The sequence below is a fragment of the Streptomyces varsoviensis genome (genome assembly GCF_000718635.1).
GTDB classification, from domain to species: domain Bacteria; phylum Actinomycetota; class Actinomycetes; order Streptomycetales; family Streptomycetaceae; genus Streptomyces; species Streptomyces varsoviensis.
The window spans coordinates 74,490-96,092 of the sequence record NZ_JOBF01000026.1 but is presented as its reverse complement, the minus strand read 5'-3'; the positions used below and the strand labels follow the sequence as shown (position 1 = coordinate 96,092).

17 protein-coding genes and 1 pseudogene are annotated in these 21,603 nt (G+C 70.9%); 16 read left to right on the top strand and 2 right to left on the bottom strand.

Annotation, left to right across the window (positions count from 1 at the left end; translation table 11 throughout):
• The 14 genes and pseudogenes from IF55_RS29845 to IF55_RS29780 form a co-directional block, all read left to right on the top strand.
• Positions 1–1,707 (top strand): hydroxysqualene dehydroxylase (locus IF55_RS29845; RefSeq protein ID WP_048832711.1); only part of this gene is annotated, 1,707 nt, incomplete at its 5' end.
• A gap of 387 nt (positions 1,708–2,094) precedes the next feature.
• Positions 2,095–2,892, top strand: a pseudogene (locus tag IF55_RS40900) (TIGR03084 family metal-binding protein); the annotation flags it as partial.
• Positions 2,893–3,479: 587 nt separating this feature from the next.
• Positions 3,480–5,315 carry an acyclic terpene utilization AtuA family protein gene (locus IF55_RS29835; RefSeq protein ID WP_245661496.1) on the top strand — a complete coding sequence of 612 codons (1,836 nt, stop codon included), beginning with the start codon at positions 3,480–3,482 and terminating at the stop codon, positions 5,313–5,315.
• Entirely contained in the window at positions 5,312–6,919 is a 1,608-nt protein-coding gene (locus IF55_RS29830) for an acyl-CoA carboxylase subunit beta (RefSeq protein WP_030880931.1), read from the top strand. Before IF55_RS29835 ends, IF55_RS29830 begins: the two co-directional genes overlap by 4 nt.
• 15 nt (positions 6,920–6,934) lie before the next feature.
• The gene (locus IF55_RS29825) at positions 6,935–8,911 is read left to right on the top strand and encodes an acetyl/propionyl/methylcrotonyl-CoA carboxylase subunit alpha (protein ID WP_048832710.1); all 1,977 of its coding nucleotides are present in this window, start codon (positions 6,935–6,937) and stop codon (positions 8,909–8,911) included.
• A 41-nt stretch (positions 8,912–8,952) separates the two neighbouring features.
• Entirely contained in the window at positions 8,953–10,104 is a 1,152-nt protein-coding gene (locus tag IF55_RS29820; protein WP_030888375.1) for an acyl-CoA dehydrogenase family protein, read from the top strand.
• A 40-nt stretch (positions 10,105–10,144) separates the two neighbouring features.
• Complete coding sequence (locus tag IF55_RS29815; RefSeq protein WP_030888372.1) at positions 10,145–11,731, top strand: 4-coumarate--CoA ligase family protein; 1,587 nt, start codon at positions 10,145–10,147, stop codon at positions 11,729–11,731.
• Positions 11,728–12,489, top strand: coding sequence for an enoyl-CoA hydratase family protein (locus tag IF55_RS29810; RefSeq protein WP_030888370.1), 762 nt, complete (start codon positions 11,728–11,730; stop codon positions 12,487–12,489). The genes IF55_RS29815 and IF55_RS29810 overlap by 4 nt, the downstream gene beginning before the upstream one ends.
• Entirely contained in the window at positions 12,477–13,094 is a 618-nt protein-coding gene (locus tag IF55_RS29805) for a TetR/AcrR family transcriptional regulator (protein WP_030888369.1), read from the top strand. Before IF55_RS29810 ends, IF55_RS29805 begins: the two co-directional genes overlap by 13 nt.
• Before the next feature lie 244 nt (positions 13,095–13,338).
• Positions 13,339–14,643 (top strand): esterase/lipase family protein, encoded by a 1,305-nt coding sequence (locus IF55_RS29800; RefSeq protein ID WP_078645467.1) that lies wholly within the window; start codon positions 13,339–13,341, stop codon positions 14,641–14,643.
• Between the two features lie 226 nt (positions 14,644–14,869).
• A complete protein-coding gene (locus IF55_RS29795) occupies positions 14,870–15,976 on the top strand; it encodes a PI-PLC domain-containing protein (protein ID WP_157854508.1) in 1,107 nt (368 codons plus the stop codon).
• An 80-nt stretch (positions 15,977–16,056) separates the two neighbouring features.
• A complete protein-coding gene (locus IF55_RS29790) occupies positions 16,057–16,767 on the top strand; it encodes a FadR/GntR family transcriptional regulator (protein WP_030888352.1) in 711 nt (236 codons plus the stop codon).
• 20 nt (positions 16,768–16,787) lie between these two features.
• Positions 16,788–18,029 carry a CynX/NimT family MFS transporter gene (locus tag IF55_RS29785; protein ID WP_030888350.1) on the top strand — a complete coding sequence of 414 codons (1,242 nt, stop codon included), beginning with the start codon at positions 16,788–16,790 and terminating at the stop codon, positions 18,027–18,029.
• Positions 18,030–18,127: 98 nt separating this feature from the next.
• Positions 18,128–18,553, top strand: a complete 426-nt coding sequence (locus tag IF55_RS29780) for a hypothetical protein (RefSeq protein WP_030888348.1) — start codon at positions 18,128–18,130, stop codon at positions 18,551–18,553.
• Positions 18,554–18,665: 112 nt separating this feature from the next.
• On the opposite strand, the gene IF55_RS29775 is transcribed toward IF55_RS29780, so the two are convergent.
• The gene (locus IF55_RS29775; RefSeq protein WP_030888347.1) at positions 18,666–19,220 is read right to left on the bottom strand and encodes an EF-hand domain-containing protein; all 555 of its coding nucleotides are present in this window, start codon (positions 19,218–19,220) and stop codon (positions 18,666–18,668) included.
• 280 nt (positions 19,221–19,500) lie between these two features.
• On the opposite strand from IF55_RS29775, the gene IF55_RS29770 reads away from it, so the two are divergent.
• Positions 19,501–19,980: an SRPBCC family protein gene (locus tag IF55_RS29770; protein ID WP_030888334.1), complete on the top strand. Its 480-nt coding sequence runs from the start codon at positions 19,501–19,503 to the stop codon at positions 19,978–19,980.
• A 20-nt stretch (positions 19,981–20,000) separates the two neighbouring features.
• On the opposite strand, the gene IF55_RS36100 is transcribed toward IF55_RS29770, so the two are convergent.
• A complete protein-coding gene (locus IF55_RS36100) occupies positions 20,001–20,456 on the bottom strand; it encodes a DUF7848 domain-containing protein (RefSeq protein ID WP_051776215.1) in 456 nt (151 codons plus the stop codon).
• Positions 20,457–20,774: 318 nt separating this feature from the next.
• Here IF55_RS36100 and IF55_RS29755 point away from each other — a divergent pair, with 318 nt between their 5' ends.
• Complete coding sequence (locus IF55_RS29755; protein ID WP_048832704.1) at positions 20,775–21,602, top strand: helix-turn-helix domain-containing protein; 828 nt, start codon at positions 20,775–20,777, stop codon at positions 21,600–21,602.
• Position 21,603: the final 1 nt, after the last annotated feature.

Genomic DNA, 21,603 nt, shown 5'->3' with positions numbered 1-21,603 from the left:
GACGCCGGCGCCGCGCCGGCCGGGGCGGCGGCCCGGCCGCCACGGCGCGCCGCCGGCCGCCGCGTCGCGGTCTTCGGCGCCGGGCCCGCGGGCCTGACCACCGCGCACGAACTGGCCGAGCGCGGCTTCGAGGTGACGGTGTACGAGCGCCGGGACGTGCTCGGCGGCAAGGCGCGCAGCATCCCCGTCCCGGGCACCGGCACGAGAGGCCGCCGCGACCTGCCCGGCGAGCACGGGCACCGTGGCGTCTTCGGCTTCTACCACAACCTGCCCGACACCCTGCGCCGCATCCCGTACGCGGGACAGCCGAACGGCGTGCACGACAACCTCGTCCAGGCCACCTGGAACCAGTTCGCGCGGAGCGGCGGGCGCCAGGCCATCGACGTCCCGGGCACCCCCATCGGCTCCGGCACCCTCGACCCCGAGGCCCTCATACAGCTCATCGCCGGGCTCGGAGAGGAGCTCTTCCATCTGCCGGTGTGGGAGGCGGCGCTGTTCGCGCGCAAGATGGTGATCCTCTTGACCAGCGGCGAGGAGCGCCGCTTCGGCCAGTGGGAGCACGTGAACTGGTGGAAGTTCATCGAGGCGGACGGCAAGTCCCTGGACTACCGGCGGATCTTCGGCGGCGGCGTCCAGCTCATCCAGGCCCTCAAGCCCACCTCGGCCAGCGCCCGCACCGGCGGCCAGGGCGGCGGGGCCATCATCTGGGACCTGTTGCAACTGGGCAGTGACGGCCCCAACGACCGCGTCTTCAACGCCCCGACCAGCGAGGCATGGATCGACCCCTGGGAGGCCCGGTTACGCTCCCTCGACGTCGAGTTCAGGACCGGGCACAGCGTCGAATCCCTCACCTACAGCGGTGGGCGCATCACGGGCGCGACCGTGCGCACCGCCGACGGCGCCCGGGTTCCCGTGGAGGCCGACCACTACGTGGTGGCCGTGCCCGTCGACCGCGCCGTGCCGCTGTGGAGCCCGGCACTCCAGGCCGCCGACCCGTCCCTGGCGCGCACCAAGAAACTCAACACCACGTGGAGCCACGGCATCGTGTACTACCTGTCGCGTCCCGTGCCCGTCGTCCACGGCCACGTCGCCTACCCCGACTCGCCCTGGTCCCTCGTCTCCATCAGCCAGTCGCAGTTCTGGCGCGAGGAGTTCGCCGACACCTGGGGCGACGGGCAGTCCCGCGACTCGTTCTCCGTCGTCGTCTCGAACTGGGACGAGCCCGGCGCCCTGTACGGCCGGACGGCCCGCCGCTGCACCCCTCAGCAGATCGCCGCCGAGGTGTGGGCGCAGATGAAGCAGGCGCTCAACCGTCCGGGCCGGGCCCGGCTCACCGACGACAACCTGCGCCGCTGGTTCCTCGACCCGGCGATCGCCCCCGGGCCCGGCGGCGAACTCACCAACGACGAGCCGTACCTGCTCAATGACGCGGGCTCCTGGCAGTACCGCCCCGAGGTCACCACGGCGGTGCCGAACCTCTTCCTCGCCGCCGACTACGTACGCCAGTACAGCAATGTCGACTTCTCCTCCATGGAGGCCGCGAACGAGGCGGGGCGGCGCGCCGCCAACGCCGTGCTCGACGCGGCCGGGGACTCCTCGGACCGGGTGCGGCTCTTCGAGCGGTACGAGCCCAAGGAACTGGACGCCGCGAAGAAGCTGGACACGGACCGGTACCGGCTCGGACTCCCGCACATCCTCGACTTCTAGCGCCCACCCGGAAGCCGGAGGCGCCCCGGGCCTCCGTACGGTGACGGCGCGGGGCGGCCGCCCGGTGGCGGGGCCGCAGGGCTGTGCGACGGAGTCGCGCAGCCCTTGGCTTTTCTGTGAGGGCGGCATGATTAATGCAATCATGCTTGATTGTTTCGCCGTGCGCTGCCACGCTCGGAGTACGCGGCGCGCCCCAACACGCCTTCCCTGTAAGGGTGCGGCGGTCCGCGGCAGCTCGTGTCGGTAACTCGGCGATTCGGTGACTCGGTGGCCCGACGATTCGGTGACTCGGCGACTCGGCGATTCACCGATACGGCGATTCGGCGGCCCCGTGAGCCGATGACTCGGTGGGCCGGTGACTCGGTGACTCGGTGAGGGGAGCGCGGCGTGGCTGATCCAGCGGCGGTACTCGGCGATCTGCGGGCGGAGGGCGACGCGCTGGACGGCCTGGTGGGCCGTATCGCCCCGGAGCGGTGGGCGGCGCCGACGCCCGCGCCGGGGTGGACGATCGCCCACCAGATCGCGCATCTCGCCTGGACGGACGAGTGCGCCGTACGGTCCACCGAAGGGGCCCAAGCCTTCCAGCCGCTCATCGACCAGGCGCTCGCCGCGCCCGACACCTTCGTCGACGAGGCCGCCGCGCGTGGAGCCGCGCTGCCGCCCGCCGAACTGCTCGCCCGCTGGCGCGCGGGGCGCGAGCGGGTGGACCGGGTCCTCGCCGGGCAGCCCGCGGGGGCGCGCCTCCCCTGGTTCGGGCCCCCGATGAGCGTCGCCTCCATGGCCACGGGCCGGCTGATGGAGACCTGGGCGCACGGCCAGGACATCGCCGACACGCTCGGCGTGACCCGCGAGCCCACCGCGCGGCTGCGGCACGTGGCCCGCATCGGCGCCCGCGCCCGCGACTACGCCTATGCCGTACGCGGACTCGACCCGCCCGCCGAGGAGTTCAGGGTGGAGCTGACGGCGCCGGGCGGTGAGCTGTGGTCGTACGGGCCGCCGGACGCCGCGCAGCGCGTGACCGGCCCCGCCCTCGACTTCTGCCTCCTCGTCACGCAACGCGCCCACCGCTCCGAGGTGGCCGTCACCGCCGAAGGCCCCGACGCCGACCACTGGTTGAACATCGCCCAAGCCTTCGCCGGCCCGGCGGGGCCAGGGCGCGAGCCGGGCAGCCGAGGGGCGAGCGGGGTCGGGCGGGAGGCGGGTATCCGCGAGCCCGGCGGACCTGGGCGCGAGCCGGGTAGCCGTGGGGCCGGGCGCGAGCCGGGCAGCGGTCGGCCCGGCGGGGCCGGGCGGGAGCCGGGTAGCGGTGGGGCCGGGCGGGAGCGGGGTAGCCGCGAGCCCGGCGGACCTGGGCGGGAGCCGGGCAGCGGTCGGCCCGGCCCGGCGGGGCAGGAGCCAGGTAGCGGTGGGTCCGACGGGGCGGGGCACGAGTCAGGTAGCCGTCAGTCCGGCGGGCCTGGGCGGGAGGCGGCTAGCCGTGTGGCCGGGCGCGAGCCTGGCAGCCGCGAGCCCGGCGGATCTGGGCGCGAGCCGGGCAGCGGTCGGCCCGGCCCGGCGGGGGAGGAGCCAGGTAGCGGTGGGCCCGACGGACCTGGGCGGGAGCCGGCTAGCCGTGGGGCCGGGCGGGAGCCGGCTAGCCGTGGGGCCGGGCGGGAGCCGGCTAGCCGTGGGGCCGGGCGCGAGCCTGGCAGCCGCGAGTCCGGCGGGCCCCGGCGGGAGACGGGCGGTCATGGGCCCGGCCCGGCGGGGCAGGAGCCCCGTGGAGCGGGGCGGTGATCGGCGGAGCCGCCAGCGGAGCTACTGGCGGAGCCGACGTCCGAGGCGACGACGTGCTGCGGATAGGCAATGCCTCCGGCTTCTACGGCGATCGTTTCGACGCCCTCCGCGAGATGCTCACCGGCGGCGAGCTGGACGTCCTCACGGGGGACTATCTCGCCGAGCTGACGATGCTGATCCTGGGCCGGGACCGGCTCAAGGACCCGGCGCGCGGGTACGCCAAAACGTATCTGCGGCAGTTGGAGGACGGTCTGGGGCTCGCCGCCGAGCGCGGGGTCAAGCTCGTCGCCAACGCGGGCGGGCTCAACCCCGCCGGGCTCGCCGACGCCATCCGCGAACTCGCCGCGCGCCTCGGCGTGCCGGTGCGCGTCGCGCACGTCGAGGGCGACGACCTGCTCGGCGCGCGCGCCTGGCCGGACGGGGTGCTCACCGCCAACGCCTACCTCGGCGGCGCCGGCATCGCCGCCTGCCTGCGCGCCGGCGCGGACGTCGTCGTCACCGGCCGCGTCACCGACGCTGCCCTCGTCACCGGGCCCGCCGCCGCCCACTTCGGCTGGGGGCCCGACGACCTCGACCCCCTCGCCGGCGCCGTCGTCGCGGGGCATGTGCTGGAATGCGGCTGCCAAGCCACCGGCGGCAACTACTCCTTCTTCGAGGACGTTTTTGGGGAGGGGCGCAGGGAGGGGCGCGGGGAGGGGTTCGGGGCCGGATTTGGGGCGGGCTTCGGCGGGCTCCCCGGTATCCCCAACGGTCCCCGCCGTCCCGGTTTCCCCCTCGCCGAGCTCCACGCCGACGGCTCCGCCGTCATCACCAAACACCCCGGCACCGGCGGCGCCGTCACCATCGGCACTGTCACCGAACAGCTCTTGTACGAGACCGCCGGGCCTCGCTACCTCGGCCCGGACGTGACCGCCCGCCTCGACACGGTCCGGCTCACCCAGGAAGGCCCGGACCGGGTCCGTATCGACGGTGTGCGCGGCGAGCCGCCGCCCGGCGACCTCAAGGTCGGGCTGACCCGCCTCGGCGGCTGGCGGAACGAGGTCGTCTTCGTCCTCACCGGTCTCGACATCGATGCCAAGGCCCGGCTGGTCCAGCGGCAGTTGGAGGCCGCCCTCGACGCCGCGGAGCGGCGGCCCGCCGAGGTGCGCTGGACCCTCGCCCGTACGGACCACCCCGACGCGCCCGTACAGGAGGAGGCGAGCGCGCTGCTGCGCCTGGTGGTACGCGACGAGGACCCGGAAGCCGTCGGGCGGGCGGTCAGCGGGGCCGCCGTCGAGCTGGCCCTCGCCAGCTACCCCGGATTCCACGTCACCGCCCCGCCGGGCAAGGGCGAGCCGTACGGCGTCTTCGAAGCCGCCTTTACGGACGCGGGCGACGTCCCGCACGTGGCGGTGCTGCCGGACGGGCGGCGGGTGGACGTGGGCCCCTCGCTCGTATGCCGGGGCGGTGCTCCCGAGGTGCCCCCCGGTGGGCCGCTCCCCGCGCCGCTCCCCGCCGGGCCCACTCTGCGCCGGCCCCTCGGGCTCGTCGCCGGCGCCCGCAGCGGAGACAAGGGCGGCTCCGCCAACGTGGGCGTCTGGGTCCGTACGGATCTCGCCTGGCGGTGGGTCGTCCACGAGCTGACCGTCGAACGGCTTCGTGAACTGCTGCCCGAGGTCGGCCGGTTGCCGGTCGCCCGGCACCTGCTGCCCAACCTGCGCGCCCTCAACTTCGTCATCGACGGGCTCCTCGGCCAAGGCGTCGCCCACCGCGCCCGCTTCGACCCCCAGGCCAAGGCCCTCGGGGAGTGGCTGCGCTCCCGCCACCTGGACATACCGGAGGTGCTGCTGTGACCGTGCTCGCGTCCTCGCTCGTCGTATCGGGCCCCGAGGCCGCCGACTACGCCGCCAACCGCGACGCCATGCTGGAGAAGCTCGCCGCCGTCGAGGCGGAGCACGCCAAAGCGATCGGCGGGGGCGGCGAGAAGTACGTCGCCCGCCACCGCGAGCGCGGCAAGCTCCTCGCCCGCGAGCGCGTCGAACTCCTCCTCGACCCCGACACACCGTTCCTCGAACTCTCCCCGCTCGCCGCCTGGGGCAGCGACTACGCCGTCGGCGCCGCCCTCGTCACCGGCATCGGCGTCATCGAGGGCGTCGAGTGCCTGATCACCGCCAACGACCCGACCGTGCGCGGCGGCGCCAGCAACCCCTGGACCCTGCGCAAGGCGCTGCGCGCCAACGAGATCGCCTACGCCAACCGGCTCCCCGTCGTGAGCCTCGTCGAGTCCGGCGGCGCCGATCTCCCCAGCCAGAAAGAGATCTTCATCCCGGGCGGCGCCCTCTTCAAAGACCTCACCCGGCTCTCCGCCGCCGGCATCCCCACCGTCGCCGTCGTCTTCGGCAACTCCACCGCCGGCGGCGCGTACATACCCGGCATGTCCGACCACGTCATCATGGTCAAGGAGCGGGCGAAGGTCTTCCTCGGCGGCCCGCCGCTCGTGAAGATGGCGACCGGCGAGGAGAGCGACGACGAATCCCTCGGCGGCGCCGACATGCACGCCCGGACCTCGGGGCTCGCCGACTACTTCGCCCTCGACGAACCCGATGCCATTCGCCTTGCCAGGCGGGTTGTTCGGAGGCTCAACTGGCGGAAGGTTGAGCCAACTTCGGGTAGTTTTCCACCTCCTCTTTACGATGCGGATGAACTGCTTGGTGTTGTTCCTGGGGATCTGCGTGTTCCCTTCGATCCTCGCGACGTCATCGCCCGCATCGTGGACGGCTCCGACTTCGACGAGTTCAAGCCGCTCTACGGAGCCAGCCTCACCACCGGCTGGGCCGCCCTCCACGGCTACCCCGTCGGCATCCTCGCCAACGCCCAAGGCGTCCTCTTCAGCCAGGAGTCCCAGAAAGCCGCCCAGTTCATCCAGCTCGCCAACCAGCGCGACATTCCGCTGATCTTCCTCCACAACACCACCGGCTACATGGTCGGCCGCGAGTACGAGCAGGGCGGCATCATCAAGCACGGCGCCATGATGATCAACGCCGTCTCCAACTCCACCGTGCCGCACCTCAGTGTCCTCATGGGCGCCTCCTACGGCGCCGGGCACTACGGCATGTGCGGGCGCGCCTACGATCCGCGCTTCCTCTTCTCCTGGCCCAGCGCCAAGTCCGCCGTCATGGGGCCGCAGCAGCTCGCCGGTGTGCTGTCGATCGTGGCCCGCGCCTCCGCCGCCGCCAAGGGGCGCCCGTACGACGAGGAGGCCGACGCCGGGTTGCGGGCCATGGTGGAGCAGCAGATCGAGTCCGAGTCCCTGCCGATGTTCCTCTCCGGGCGGCTCTACGACGACGGCGTCATCGACCCGCGTGATACGCGCACCGTGCTGGGGTTGTGTCTGTCCGCCGTGCACAACGCGCCCGTCGAGGGGGCGCGGGGTGGGTTTGGTGTCTTCCGGATGTGAGGGTGTGAAGCCGTAGTGATCAGCGCTCTTCTTGTCGCCAATCGTGGGGAAATCGCCCGGCGGGTCTTTCGCACCTGCCGTGAACTGGGCATCTCGACCGTCGCCGTGCACTCCGACGCCGATGCCGGGGCTCTGCATGTACGCGAGGCCGATGCCGCCGTGCGGTTGCCCGGGGACGCGCCCGCCGACACGTATCTGCGCGGTGACCTCATCGTGAAGGCGGCGCTCGCGGCCGGGGCCGATGCCGTGCATCCGGGGTACGGCTTCCTCTCCGAGAACGCCGGGTTCGCGCGGGCCGTGGGCGAGGCCGGGCTGGTGTGGATCGGGCCGCCGCCGGGGGCGATGGAGGCCATGGCCTCCAAGACGCGGGCCAAGGAGATCATGCGGGGGGCCGGTGTGCCGCTGCTGTCGCCTGTGCCGGTGGGGGCCGCTGGTGAGGGTGATCTGCCGTTGGTCGTCAAGGCGGCTCTGGGTGGGGGCGGGCGGGGGATGCGGGTGGTCCGTTCGCTCGGGGCGCTGGAGGGGGAGGTGGCTTCGGCGCGGGCGGAGGCGGCGGCCGCGTTCGGTGACGGGTCGGTCTTCCTGGAGCCTTACGTCGAGGGCGGGCGCCATGTTGAGGTGCAGGTGCTCGCGGATTCGTACGGGGCGGTCTGGGCTCTTGGGACGCGTGACTGCTCTCTTCAGCGGCGGCACCAGAAGGTCATCGAGGAGGCGCCGGCGCCGGGGCTTGAGGCGGGGTTGCGGGAGTCGCTGCACTCCGCTGCGGTTGCCGCCGCGCGGGCTATCGGGTACGTGGGGGCGGGGACTGTGGAGTTCCTGGTCTCTGGGGAGGGGCGGGCGTACTTCCTGGAGATGAACACGCGGCTTCAGGTGGAGCATCCGGTGACGGAGTGTGTGTACGGGCTGGACTTGGTGGCTTGGCAGGTGCGGGTGGCGGAGGGGGAGGCGCTGCCGGGGGGTGGGCCGCCGTTGCCTGTGGGGCATGCGGTGGAGGCTCGGTTGTATGCGGAGGACCCGGGGCGGGGGTGGACGCCGCAGACGGGGGTGTTGCATCGGTTTTCCGTGCCGGGGGTTGGTGGGGGTGGGGGCGGGTGGGCTGGTGAGTCCCGCTCGGCCGACGGGCGTGCTTATGGGTTGCGCGTCGACTCGGGGGTCGCGGACGGTGATGTCATCGGCGTCCATTACGACCCTATGCTCGCCAAAGTCATCGCCTGGGCTCCCCGGCGGGATGAAGCCGTTCGGTTGTTGGCCTCTGCCCTCGACCACGCTCTTATCCATGGGCCCGTCACCAATCGTGAACTGCTCGTTCGGTCGCTGCGGCATTCGGACTTTCACTCCGCCGCGGTGGATACCGGGTTCTATGAGCGGAATCTGGGGGAGTTGACGGTCGATCCGGTGGGGCGCGGATCGGCCGGCGTTGCCGCGCTTGCTGCTGCTCTCGCTGATTCCTGCGGGCGGTCGCCGTTCGGCGGGTGGCGGAATGTTCCCTCCGTACCTCAGTGCAAGTCCTATCGGAGTGAGCCCGATGGAGATGTGCACGAGGTTCGGTATCGGCTTGGGCGGAGTGGGCTTCTCGTGGAGGGGCTTGCGGGGGTTCGGTTGGTCTCCGTTGACTCCGATGCTGTGATTCTTGAAGTGGAGGGGGTACGGCGGGAGTTCGCCGTGGCCTCTTACGGTGAGCGTGTCTACGTGGATTCCTCGCTCGGGGCCCATGCCTTTGTTGCCTTGCCGCGCTTTTCCGACCCTGCCTCCCGTACCGAACCCGGCTCGCTGCTCGCCCCCATGCCCGGAACCGTCATTCGGCTCGCAGATGGGCTCGTGGTTGGGGACCGGGTGGTTTCTGGGCAGCCGTTGTTGTGGCTGGAGGCGATGAAGATGGAGCACAAGGTCGTCGCCCCGGCGGACGGGGTTCTTGCAGTGCTTCATGTCGCGCCTGGTCAGCAGGTTGAGCTGGGTGCGTTGCTCGCTGTCGTCGCCGATTCGTCGTCGTAGGCGGTCGGTGTTCCCGCGATTCTCCTTGTAGGGGGCTTTTCGTGATCGAGACCCTGGAACAGCGTGACCTCCGCGCGGCCGTGGCCGCGCTCGGAAAGCGGTACGGGCGGGAGTATTTCGCCGGTGTCGTGCGTGACGGTAAGCACACCGATGAGCTGTGGGCCGAGGCTGGTGAGCTGGGGTATCTCGGGGTCAATCTGCCCGAGGAGTACGGGGGCGGGGGTGGTGGGATCGCCGAGTTGGCGATTGTGCTGGAGGAGCTGGGCGCTGCCGGGTGTCCGCTGCTCATGATGGTGGTCTCGCCCGCTATTTGCGCGACCGTCATTTCGCGCTTTGGTACCGAGTCGCAGAAGCGGGACTGGCTGCCCCGGCTCGCGGCCGGCTCCGCCAAGATGGCGTTCGGGATCACTGAGCCCGATGCCGGGTCGAACTCGCACCGGATCACCACTACCGCGCGGCGGGACGGTGATGGCTGGGTGCTGTCCGGGCGGAAGGTCTTTGTGTCGGGGGTGGATATCGCGGAGGCGACGCTCATCGTCGGGCGTACCGAGGACGCGCGGACGGGGAAGCTCAAGCCCTGTCTGTTCATTGTGCCGCGCGACGCGGCGGGGTTCGAGCGGCGGCAGATCGATATGGAACTCGCCGCGCCGGAGAAGCAGTTCGAGCTGGTTCTCGATGAGGTGCGGCTGCCTGCGGAGGCTCTGGTCGGCGACGAGGACGCCGGGCTGCTGCAATTGTTCGCGGGGCTCAACCCCGAGCGCATCATGACCGCCGCTTTCGCCATCGGCATGGGGCGGTACGCGCTGGGGCAGGCCGTCGAATACGCCCGTACGCGTACGGTCTGGAAGGAGCCGATCGGCGCGCATCAGGCCATCGCCCACCCGCTGGCGCAGGCCCACATCGATATCGAGCTGGCCCGGCTGATGACGCAGAAGGGCGCCGCGCTCTATGACATGGGCGACGACGCGGGTGCGGGCGAGGCCGCGAACATGGCGAAGTACGCGGCCGGGGAAGCCGCCGTCAAGGCCGTCGACCAGGCCGTACACACCCTCGGGGGGAATGGGCTGACCAGGGAGTACGGGCTCGCCGCCATGATCACGGCGGCCCGCGTCGCCCGTATCGCGCCGGTCAGCCGGGAGATGATCCTCAACTACGTCTCCCATCAGTCGCTGGGGCTCCCCAAGTCCTACTGAGCCCTCCATCCGGTCCGTACGACAGTGCTAGGAGATCCTCATGGAGTTCCGCAGCGAGTACGCCGATGTCGCCCCCGTCGAACTTCCCATTCATCAAGCCGTTTTGGGGCGGGCCGGTGAATTTGGTGATCGGCCCGCTTTGATCGATGGGATTACCGGGAGGGTGGTCACCTATGCCGAGCTTGTCGGCGGAGTAGGCAGGTTGGCTGCTTCGCTCGCTGATATCGGGGTGCGCAAGGGGGACGTGCTTGCTCTGGTCAGTCCCAATACCGTCGCCTTTCCCGTGGTCTTTTACGCCGCCACGTGTGCGGGAGCGACGGTTACCACCGTCCATCCGTTGGCCACCCCGGATGAGCTGGGCAAGCAGCTCGGGGACTGCGGCGCCCGGTGGGTCGTCACCGTCTCCGCGCTGCTCGAACAGGTGGGGCGCGCCGCCGAACAGGCCGGGTGTGTCAGAGAGGTCTTGGTCTGCGACCACGCCGAGGGGTATCGGTCCGTTCAGTCCATGCTGGCCTTCGACGGAGCCGTGCCGGACGTCGACATCGATCCCGCGCGGGACCTGGCGGCCCTCCCATACTCGTCGGGGACTACCGGCGTCCCGAAGGGCGTGATGCTCACGCACCGTTCCATCGCCACCAACCTGGCGCAGTTGGACGATCTGGTTCCGGGGCGGCCCGGCCAAGTTGTGTTGGCTGTGTTGCCGTTTTTCCATATTTACGGGCTGACTGCGCTGATGAACGCGCCGCTGCGGCGAGGTGCCGCTGTTGTCGTGCTGCCGCGCTTCGATGTGGAGCGGTTTCTGTCGGCTGTCGAGACGTACCGGGTCAACGGGGTGTACGTGGCGCCGCCCATCGTTCTGGCGCTGGCCAAGCACCCGGCGGCCACGGGGTACGACCTGTCGTCGCTGGAGTACGTCGTCAGCGCGGCCGCGCCGTTGGACGCCGGGCTCGCGGCGGCGTGTGCGGGGCGGCTCGGGCTGCCGCCGATCATGCAGGGGTACGGGATGACGGAGCTGTCCCCGTGCGCCACCATCTGGCCGCTGGCCGAGGTGCATGACGCGCCGCCGGGGTCGGTGGGCAAGCTGGTGCCCGGCACCGAGTTGCGGATCGTCTCCCTGGAGGGGGACGGCCGGGATCTCGGGGTGGGAGAGGAGGGGGAGATCGTGTTGCGCGGTCCGCAGGTGATGGAGGGGTACTTGGGCCGTCCCGAGGAGACGGCTGCCATGATCGACTCGGCCGGGTGGCTGCGTACGGGGGACATCGGGCGGATCGACGCGCGGGGGTGGCTGTATGTCGTGGACCGGGTGAAAGAGCTGATCAAGTACAAGGGCTACCAGGTCGCCCCCGCCGAGCTCGAAGCGGTGCTGCTGGCGCACGAGGGGGTCGCGGACGCCGCGGTCATCGGGGTGCGGGACGCTGATGGCGAGGAGTTCCCGAAGGCGTACGTGGTGCGGCGGGAGCCCGGCGCGCTGAGCGAGGCCGATGTGATGGAGTACGTGGCCGGGCGGGTCGCCCCGTACAAGAAGGTGCGGCGGGTCGAGTTCGTCGCGAGCGTGCCGCGAGCCGTCTCCGGCAAGCTGCTGCGGCGCGAACTACGGGAGCGGGAGAGGGGGGGGCGGTCGCGATGACGGAGGCCGATCGGCTGGTGCGGTGTGCGTACGCCGACGGGATCACCACCCTGACGCTCGACTCGCCGCACAACCGCAACGCGCTCTCGCGGCGGCTGGTAAAGGAGTTGGGGGAGGGGCTTACCGCGGCGGGTGAGGATCGCGCGACTCGTGCTGTTCTGCTGACCCATACCGGCAACACCTTCTGCGCCGGCGCGGACCTCAGTGAGGCCACCGCGGCGGAGAGCGGGCCGGGGGAGCTGGTTCGGCTGTTGCGCAGGGTTCTGGAGTTGCCCAAGCCCGTGGTCGCCCGCGTCAGCGGGCACGTACGGGCCGGGGGGCTCGGGCTCCTCGGGGCCTGTGACATCGCCGTCGCGGGGGCGGCGGCGAGCTTCGCGTTCACCGAGGTGCGGCTGGGGCTGGCGCCCGCCCTGATCTCGATGCCGCTGCTGCCGCGGCTCGACGCGCGGGCGGCCGCCCGGTACTACCTGACGGGCGAGCGGTTCGACGCGGCGGAGGCGGCGCGGATCGGGCTGGTCACACTGGCGGCCGAGGGCTCCGTCGAGGCCGCTCTGGAGCCCGTACTCGATGGGCTGCGGCGGGGTTCGCCGCAGGGGCTGGCCGCGTCGAAACGGCTGGTCACGGCGGAGGTGCTACGGGCCTTCGACCGTGACGCGCAGGCGCTGGCCGACGAGTCGGCGCGGCTGTTCGCATCGCCGGAGGCCCGCGAGGGCATGACGGCCTTTCTGGAGAGGCGGGACCCCGCATGGGCATCGTGACCGTACCCAAACAGGACCGCAGCCGCGTCACCCGGCAGCGGCTGCTGGAGGCCGCCATCTCCTGTCTCGCCGAGTACGGCTGGGCCGGCTCGACCGTGTCGGTCGTGGCGGAGCGCGCGGGGGTGTCGCGGGGCGCGGCGCAGCACCACTTCCCCACGCGGGAAGATCTGTTCACGGCGGCCGTGGAGTACGTCGCCGAGGTCCGTTCCCAGGCGATGCGCACCCTGGCCCTGCGCGCCTCCCACGGCACCCGGCCCAGCCCCGTCCGTACCCGCGCCGTGGTCCGCGCCCTGGTCGACCTCTACACGGGTCCGCTCTTCCGCGCCGCCCTGCAACTGTGGGTCGCCGCCTCCAACGAGGCCGAACTCTGCCCGCGCGTCATCGACTTGGAGGCCCGCGTCGGCCGCGAGACCCACCGCATCGCCGTGGAGCTGCTGGGCGCCGACGAGCGCGTACCGGGCATCCGCGAGACCGTCCAGGGCCTCCTCGACATGGCCCGCGGCCTGGGCCTCGCCAACCTGCTGACGGACGACGCCGCCCGGCGCGAGCGGGTGGTGGAGCAGTGGGCCCACATCGTGGACTGCGTGCTCAAGAGCCGGCGGTGACGGCCGCCCTCCGGCGCGGCGCACATGGCGCAGCCCTCGGCCTTCTTGAAGGCCGGGGGCCTCGTCGTCGGCGGCCACGGGGCGGTGGGCTGTGGGCTGTGGGATTGCCGTCCCTCTCGTTGCATCTGCGATGGAAACCAGCCAGATTGTCGAGTCTGATTGATGTGAGCATGGCGTTCCGTTAGTGTCGATTTTTCCGTGCCGTTTCCATCCATCGGAATTCTCGACTTCGGAAAAGGGATTCATGAGATCGCGCATTCTGGCGTTACGGGCGTTATTCGTGGTCATCGTCATGGCGGTGGGCTCGGTCGCCTTCGGTCCGGCTTCCGGCGCCTCCGCCGCACCGACCGCGCGTGCCCAACTCGGCCACCGTCCCGTCGTTTTCGTGCATGGCTGGCACTCCGGTCCCGGCACCTGGCGGCACATGATCGACAAGGCCGAGGAGTACGGGTACGCCTCGAACGAGATTTTCCCCTTCGACTACAGCGCCTTTTCCCAGCAGGGCAACGGAGCCACGCCGATCAAATCCCTCGCCGACAAACTCGCCGCCTATATCCGGGAAAACAAGCTGCTGAGCAGGTCCCCCGACGGGAAGATCGACATCGTCGCCCACTCGATGGGCGGCCTGGTCTCCCGCGCCTACCTGAAGCAGAACCAGGGCCACGCGACCACGGCGCATCTGGTCACCCTCGCGACCCCCAACCACGGCACGATCCTCTCCTACTTCTGCCCTGTCGCCGGGCCCTACTGCGACGAACAGGCCAGGGAAATGGATGCCGGGTCCGGGTTCCTCACCTGGCTGAACAGCGGCACGGAAACTCCGGGGAACACGCATTACGCGACGTTCCGGTCGAACGTCGGCGACGAACCGATGGCTCCCCCCTCCGTCTACTGGTGCGACAAGACGGTCGTCGGCGTGGACGACGACGGTGAGAAGTCGCTCAAGCACTCCGGTCGCACCAGCGCCCTCAAGGGTGCGCAGAATTTCGTCTCCCCCTGCGTCGGACACGACCAGATCGCCAATGACGACTGGACCATCGAGAAGGCGCTCAACTGGATCGCGGACTCCGACGGCGCCCACACGCCCAAGGCCGCTCAAATCCGGTGCGGAGACCTGAACGAGCGCTGGGGCAAGGGCTCGTGGCCCAAGCCGGACGGCTGGGTCAGCGCCCACGCCCAGTCCTGCGTTATCGCGACCGGGGCCCCGCACGCGGCCACCAAGTCCGTCCACACCGAACTCCAGATCCGCGGCTGCGGCTACTGGTGGTGGAGCGTCCCCGCCCCGACCTGGTGGTACGCGGGCGTGGACGGCGTCAACTGCGACGTACACGCCGACGGCATCCTCTGGCGCGACGGCTACTGGGGCGCCCACGACAAGCCGTCGACCAGCGTCTACGAACGGTGGACCCAGGTGCGGACGAAGGACGTTCCGGCCGCCAAGGGCGCCGAGGTCGAGGGTTCCTGGAAGTACGACGTCCACGCCTACCAGTCCAGCGAATGGGACGTGAAGGCGGCCAAGGCCGACAGCGGGCCGCTCGTCATCCAGTAGCTCGTCGTGGATTAGCCCGTCATGGATTGGTCCGTTATGGATCAGCCCGTCACGGATCAGCCCGTCGTGGATCAGCCGGGCGTGGATCAGTCCGTCGTGGATCAGTCCGTCCCGTGGGTGCCTCTTTCAATTGTCCGTTCGGCCGGCCGGTCGCGCTTGGCGCACGGCTGCGCTTGCGCGGGCGGCCCGTGCCATCAGTGCCATTTCTCGGAAAGGAGCCACCACCGTGGCCACCGCAATGACCCGCCGTATGAAATCGACGGCGGTCGCTCTCACCCTCCTCGCCGCCGCTATGGGAGCGGGAGCCGCCCAGCAGGCCGGCGCCGCCCCGCGCGGCGCCGATTCACGGAGTTCCGGGCCGCAGGATGCCTGGTCGCGGAATGTCGATGCGCGGAGTGCCGAGTCGCAGGGCGACGGGGCGCGGAGTGCTTCCGCGCCCGACGTTTCCCAGCGGCAGCAGCCCACTTGGGCCATCGCGCACCGCGTCCTCACCGTCGGCGGCGTGACCAAGGCCCTTGAGCACGGCGCGAATGCCGTCGAGATCGACGCGACCGCGTGGAAACAGGGCTGGTGGGCGGATCACGACGGAACGCTCACCAGTTACGGCGACACGATGGCGGACATGTTCGACCGGCTCGCCAAGGAGCGCGACGCCGGGAAGAACATCGGGTTCGTCTGGCTGGACCTCAAGAACCCCGACTACTGCAAGAGCGGTGACGCGAAATGGCGGCACTGCTCCCTCGCCGCTCTGCGCGACCTCGCTCGCGACAAGCTGGAAAGCCACGGCATTCGGGTCCTGTACGGCTTCTACAACGAAGGGGACGTGGGCGGGTCCGGCTGGAACGACGTCAGCAGCGGCCTCACGGCAAAGGAAGCGGTGAGCTACAGCGGCGACTATTCCGTCGTCGCCAAGGTCTTCGAGCGGCATGGCGGCGGCATTCCGGCGCGGCAGCGCGTGATGGACAAGGGCACCTTCATGCTCGGCCGGAAGTTCCCCACCGCCCCGTTCCCCGGCATACAGCAGCAGGTGCGGCTGGGGTCGCAGGCCAGGGACCGCGGCGAGTTCGCCCGTACCTTCAGTTGGACCGTGCGAAGTGGCGATGGCGAATACGCGAAGGGCCTCCTCGACCGGTCCGCGCCGGGTTCGGGCGCCGACGGCCTGATCTACGGCTTCATGAACTCCTGCTACCCGGACGGCGTCGGCGGCCCCAGCGGCTGCGGCAGCGACTACGACGACGTCAAGCGGTCCCTCTCGCACATCACGGACTACGTGGCCAAGCACCCGGACACCCGGCGCATGGCCACGACGAAGGATGTCGCCTTCGGTAGCTGACGCCTCTCCTGGCTCCCGCGTCCGGCCCCTCGACGTGTGATGTTCAAATGTCTGACGTTTGTGTGTACGCTGCTGCTTCCATGAAGCGCATCAGCACACCGCGGCGGGCGGCGAGCCTGTCCGCACAGCTTGTGGACAGCCTCCGCTCGCACATCGAGTCCGGCGGCTGGCCGGTCGGCACCCGCATCCCGCCGGAGCAGGCCCTCATCGAGGAGCTGGGGGTGGGGCGGAGCACGCTGCGCGAGGCGCTTGGTGCGCTCGTGCACCTGGGGCTGCTGGAGGCCCGTAAAGGCGACGGCACGTACGTCCGCTCCGCCAGCGAGCTCCAGTCCGTCATGGTGCGCCGGGCGAGCGCCGCGCAGCGGGACAACGTACTCGAACTCCGTACCGTCCTGGAGGAGTACGCGTCGGGGACCGCGGCCCTGCGGCGCAGCGAGGAGCAGCTCGCCCAGCTCAAGGAGCTGCTGGCCGACGCCGACGCGGCCTGCGCCGGCGAGGACATGGCCGCGGCCGGGAGCGTCGACGCGCTCTTCCACCGCGCCGTGGTCCGCGCGAGCGGCAACGACCTGCTGGTCGAGGTGTACGACTACCTCGGCACGGCGCTCACCTCGTCGCTGGGCGGCCTGCCCTGGGAGGCCACCGGCGCCGAGGACCACGCCGAGCTGCACCGGCGGCTCGTCGACGCGATCGAGGCCCGTGACGAGAGCGGCGCCCGCGCCGCGGCGGGCGCGATCGTCCAGCTCACCCGCCGCCACGAGGCCGCGGCCCCGCGGATGGGGGACGATCGGTGAGTACGAGGGAGCCCTCCGCCATGGCCCGTCATCGCCCCACCGCCCCGTCCAAGGCCCCCGCCGCCGACCCCGCAGATCCCGCCAAGCCCGCCGTGACCATCGGGCTCATCATCGCGATCTGCCTCGTGGCGGCGAACCTGCGGACGAGCCTGACCGGCGTCGGCACGCTGCTGCCGGAGATCGAGCGCGGCAGCGGGCTCACGGCGAGCTGGGGCGGGCTGCTGAGCACCCTGCCCCTGTTGACGTTCGCCGCGACATCGCCCCTGGTGGCGCGGGCCTCGCACCGGTTCGGGACCGCGCGCCTGCTGGTCGCGGCCCTCGGCACGCTGGCCGTCGGCACCGTCGTCCGCTCGCTCCCCTCGGTGGCCTGCCTGTTCGCCGGGACGGTGATCCTGTCCGCGGCCATCGCGTTCGGCAACGTCCTGCTGCCCGCCCTGATCCGGCGCAGCGTGCCCGCCCACCGCATCCAGGGCATCAGCGCGCTGTACGTCACCGTCATGGGCGTCACCGCCGCCGTCTCCTCCGGCATCTCCGCGCCGCTCTCCCATTCCCTGCCGGGCACCTGGCACACCGCGCTCGGCTGGGGCGTCGCCATCACCGTCGCGGCGTTCCTGGCCTGGCTGCCCCGGCTGCGCGGCGACAAGCCGCAGGCGGCCGGCGGCGCGGCCCACAGCGCCGTCCCCTGGCGCTCGGGCCTGGCCTGGCAGGTCAGCATCTTCATGGGCCTTCAGTCGCTGGCCTTCTACACCGCCGTCGCCTGGCTGCCCAGCATCCTGATCCACGACGGCGCGAGCAACACCACGGCCGGCTGGCTGCTCTTCTACTACCAGGTGATCGCCCTCGCGGCCAGCAGCGTCCTGCCGCTGCTCACCCGGGGCCGCCGCGACCAGCGGTGGGCCGCGCTCGGCGCCTCGGTCCTCGTGCTCGCCGGCTTCGCCGTGCTGCTGTCCGCCCCCGGCCTGCCCATCGTGGCGTGCACGCTGCTCGGCCTCGGCGGCGGCCCCTGCCTCGTCCTCGCCCTCACCTTCCAGAGCGAACGCGCCGGCGCCCCCGGCGAGGCCGCCGCCCTGGCGGGCATGGCCCAGTCCATCGGCTACCTCGTGGCGGCGGCCGGCCCCCTGCTCCTCGGCATCCTGCACGACGCCACGGGCAGTTGGACGCTTCCGCTCGTGCTCCTGCTCGTCCTCGGCGTCGCCATGGCCGCCGCGGGACACGGCGCGGGGAAGGACCGCCACGTGCGGTACCCCGACGCCCATCAGTAGGGGACTTCACGCCGTACGGCCCTACAGCCCTTACGGCCCTACAGCCCTTACGGCCCTACTGGCCCCCACACCCCTTACGGCCGCCGAGGAGAGCACTCATGTCCGGCTCGCAGCCCCTCACCGCGGAGTTCCGCGCCCGTACCGCTCAGCTCGCCGCCCACCTGTACGCGACCGATCCGCAGTTCCGCGCGGCCGCGCCCCTCGACTCCGTCACGGAGACGATCCGGCGGCCGGGGCTGCCGCTCCTCGACCTCATGACCACGGTGATGGAGGGGTACGCGGACCGCCCCGCCCTCGGCGAACGCGCCACGGAACCGGTGACCGACCCGGACACGGGCCGCACCACCCTGCGCCTCCTGCGGCGCTTCGACACCATCACGTACGGCGAACTGTGGGAGCGGGCCGGCGCGGTGGCCGCCGAGTGGCACCACCACGCCGAAGACCCGGTGTCCCACGGCGATTTCGTCGCGGTCCTCGCCACCACCAGCGTCCCCACTCCCTGCTCCCCCTCCCCGAGGCCCTGATCACCAAGTACGCGGCGGATCTACGGGCGCGAAACCTGCTGTGACGGGGCTCCGTGACGTGCGCAGCACGTGGTGACGTCCGTCGGGCTGGGGCTGGGGCTCGGGCTCGGGCTCAGGCGGCCTGGTCGATGGGGCCGAGCAGCCAGTTTCCGGGGGCTTTCGGGTCGTCGCTCAGGTAGAAGTCGGTGATGGCGGTCCTGAATTCGGCGTGGCTGAGTGAGCCGTCCCCGTCCTGGTCGAGCAGGCGGAACGCTGCCTCGGAGTGCACCGGGGGAATGCCCAGGACGTCGTACATGCGGACGTATTCCGCCTGGCTCAGCACTCCGTCCTGATCGGTGTCCAGCGCCCGCATCAGCGCGTCGGCGATCGCCAGTACAGCCTGTTCGAAGTGCTGGGGGTCCGTGACGTCGGCTTCCATGACGGTGATGAACTCGTGCGGGGAGATCTGCCCGCTTCCGTCGCGGTCCCCATGGGCGAGCAGCAACTGCCACCAGGTCTCGAAGGCGGCCCGCATCGCGGCCGCGTTCTCCTCGGCGCCCTCGCGCACCAGCCCCGCGAACATGTCGGCCATCTGCTGGAAGTCGTCACGGGTGAGCTGTCCGTCCCCGTTCCGGTCGAACCAGCGGAAGAGGGTGCTGAACTTCCGGGCTTTCACGTCCTCCGTCATGGGTGCTCTCTTTCCGGCCCGCCGCATCCTGCGGCGGGCCTGGCATCGACAGCCGAACGGACGGGTTCCCTCTGGGACGTTAGGCGAGGGGGAGCCGGCCAACCAGGGTTGTTGAGGCCGTTTCCCTGAACCGGTGCCGCCCTGCCCCTTCCGCCCGGGGCACACGGGTGGTGGCCGGGGGCAAGACGCTCCTTGACGCTCCCCGACGATAGTGTTACACCTTCTAACGAACGATCTGCCTTCTCTCGAAGGTTTCTATTTCCACCCCTGAGGAACGGCCATGTCCCACTCCGAGCACACCCCCAGCGGCATCGACGAGACCGCCCCGGTGATCTCCCGGCACAGCATCCGCATCGCCGCACCCATCGAGCGCGTATGGCGGCTGCACACCGACATCGACGCCTGGCCCCGCTGGCAGACCGACATCGGGTCCGCCCGGATCGACGGTCCTGTGACCCCCGGCAGCACGTTCCACTGGACCAGCGCCGGCCTGACCATCGGCTCCACCATCCACGTCGTCGAGGCCCCCGCACGCATCCTGTGGGCCGGCACCGCCCACGGCATCACCGCCATCCACGACTGGCGTTTCGAGGCCCACGGCGACGAAACCCAGGTGCACAACGCGGAGTCCTGGTCGGGCGACCCGGTCGACGCCGACACGGAGAACATGCGGAAGCTGCTCGCCCAGTCCCTCGACTCCTGGCTCGACCGCCTCCGCCACACCGCGGAAGGCCCTGCGCACCCTCTGGCCGGCGCCTGACGGCCCACCGCACGGGAACCTTACGTCCCGGTCACCTCGGCGACGCCAAGGCAATGGCGCGTGGCGCGCCGAGGCGACATCGTGTCGAGGGTCACCCGCTCGCTGCGGATACGCCGGTACCGCCGGTGCCCCGTCTCCTCGGCGTGCCGCCGCAACCATGCCCGTACCGCGTCCGGGCTCCCCAACTCCCCGGACTCCGCCCCGCACTCGGCGCCGTCCCCGGAGACGCACTGGGCACTGAACACGGGCGGCCGGGCCGTCACTTCGCCGCCCCGGCCGGTGTCGGCCAACCGAATGCCGGTGTCCGGCCGGCCCCGCCCCGCGCGGTGCTCCGCGCACTGACACGGCGGAAAGGCGATCCCGCCGCCGGGCGCCGAAGCCGCAAGCCGCACGGGCGGCTTGATCACCAGCAACACCCCGTCCCTGCCCTGCTCGGCCATCATCCGCGCCAGCTCCGCCCGCGCCACGCTCTTCATGCCGTCAACCGCCTCAGCCCATGCCGCACCCTGTCCGCCAACTCCTTCGTGGGCTCCGCATACACACGCGGCACCCATTCCGGCGCCAAGCGCCAGAAGCCACCGGCCTGGACCAGTTCGTACAGCCCCTGAAGGTCGCCCCCCGGGGCGGGGCGTTCGGCGCCTCGCGCCGACCTGGTGCGGCGGTTCGGAGGAATGTTCGCCACGGACATCACCGCTCCTCTCTGTAGTCATTCCGCTACCGGATTGGCTCAGCGTGCTCTACATTCGGAGTGCCATCAACCTGCGGTATCTGATTGGAGAGTTGGTCGATACCTGTTGAATCTAAAGGAGCTGGCTCCTGAAGAGTCGGCGCGTGCGGCCTATGGGGCGCGTCTGCGCAGGCTGCGCGAGGAACGCGAGTGGACCCAGGAAGAGCTCGCGATGAGGATTGGGTGCTCTGGGTCGCACATCTCGGCCGTAGAAACTGGTCGACGTTCCCCAACTCGTCGCTTTTCGGCAAGCGCCGACAAGGCGCTCGGCACCGGAGACGCCCTCGAACGCCAGGGCCGGGCCGTCTGGAGCCCCGCGATACTTGAGGGCTTCACCGAGTTCGTTGCCCGTGAAGTGAAGGCGGCGGAGATCCGAATCTTCGAACTGGGCATCATTCCGGGGCTGCTCCAGACACCGGAGTACGCGGCGGCCATCACCATGGGGGCCGTGCGGCGTGGTGCGATCACTGAGCAGCAGGCTCAGGAGCGGCTGTCGCTTCTCGCGAGTCGGCAGACGTCCCTGGAACGGACGCCTTCACCCCTGGTCTTCGTGGTGCTCGATGAAAGCTGTATTCGTCGTCCTGTCGGTGGCCCCGCTGTCATGGATGCGCAGCTAGACCGCCTGTGTGAGTTCGCCGAGTTGCCTTCCACGGTTCTGCAAGTCGCCCCGTACGAACTCGGGGAGCGGCGGGCTTTCGATCTGCCGGTTCACTTGATCACTCTCCCGGATCGATCTCAATTCGCCTACGCCGAGTCTGCACAACAAGGGCACCTGGAACGCGATATGAGGTTCGTACAACCCCTGCTGACGGCCTACCATCAGCTTCAGGCCGAAGCGCTGTCCCAAGTGGCATCCGTAGCCATGATCGAGCAGGCACGAAAGGGCACCCCGTGAC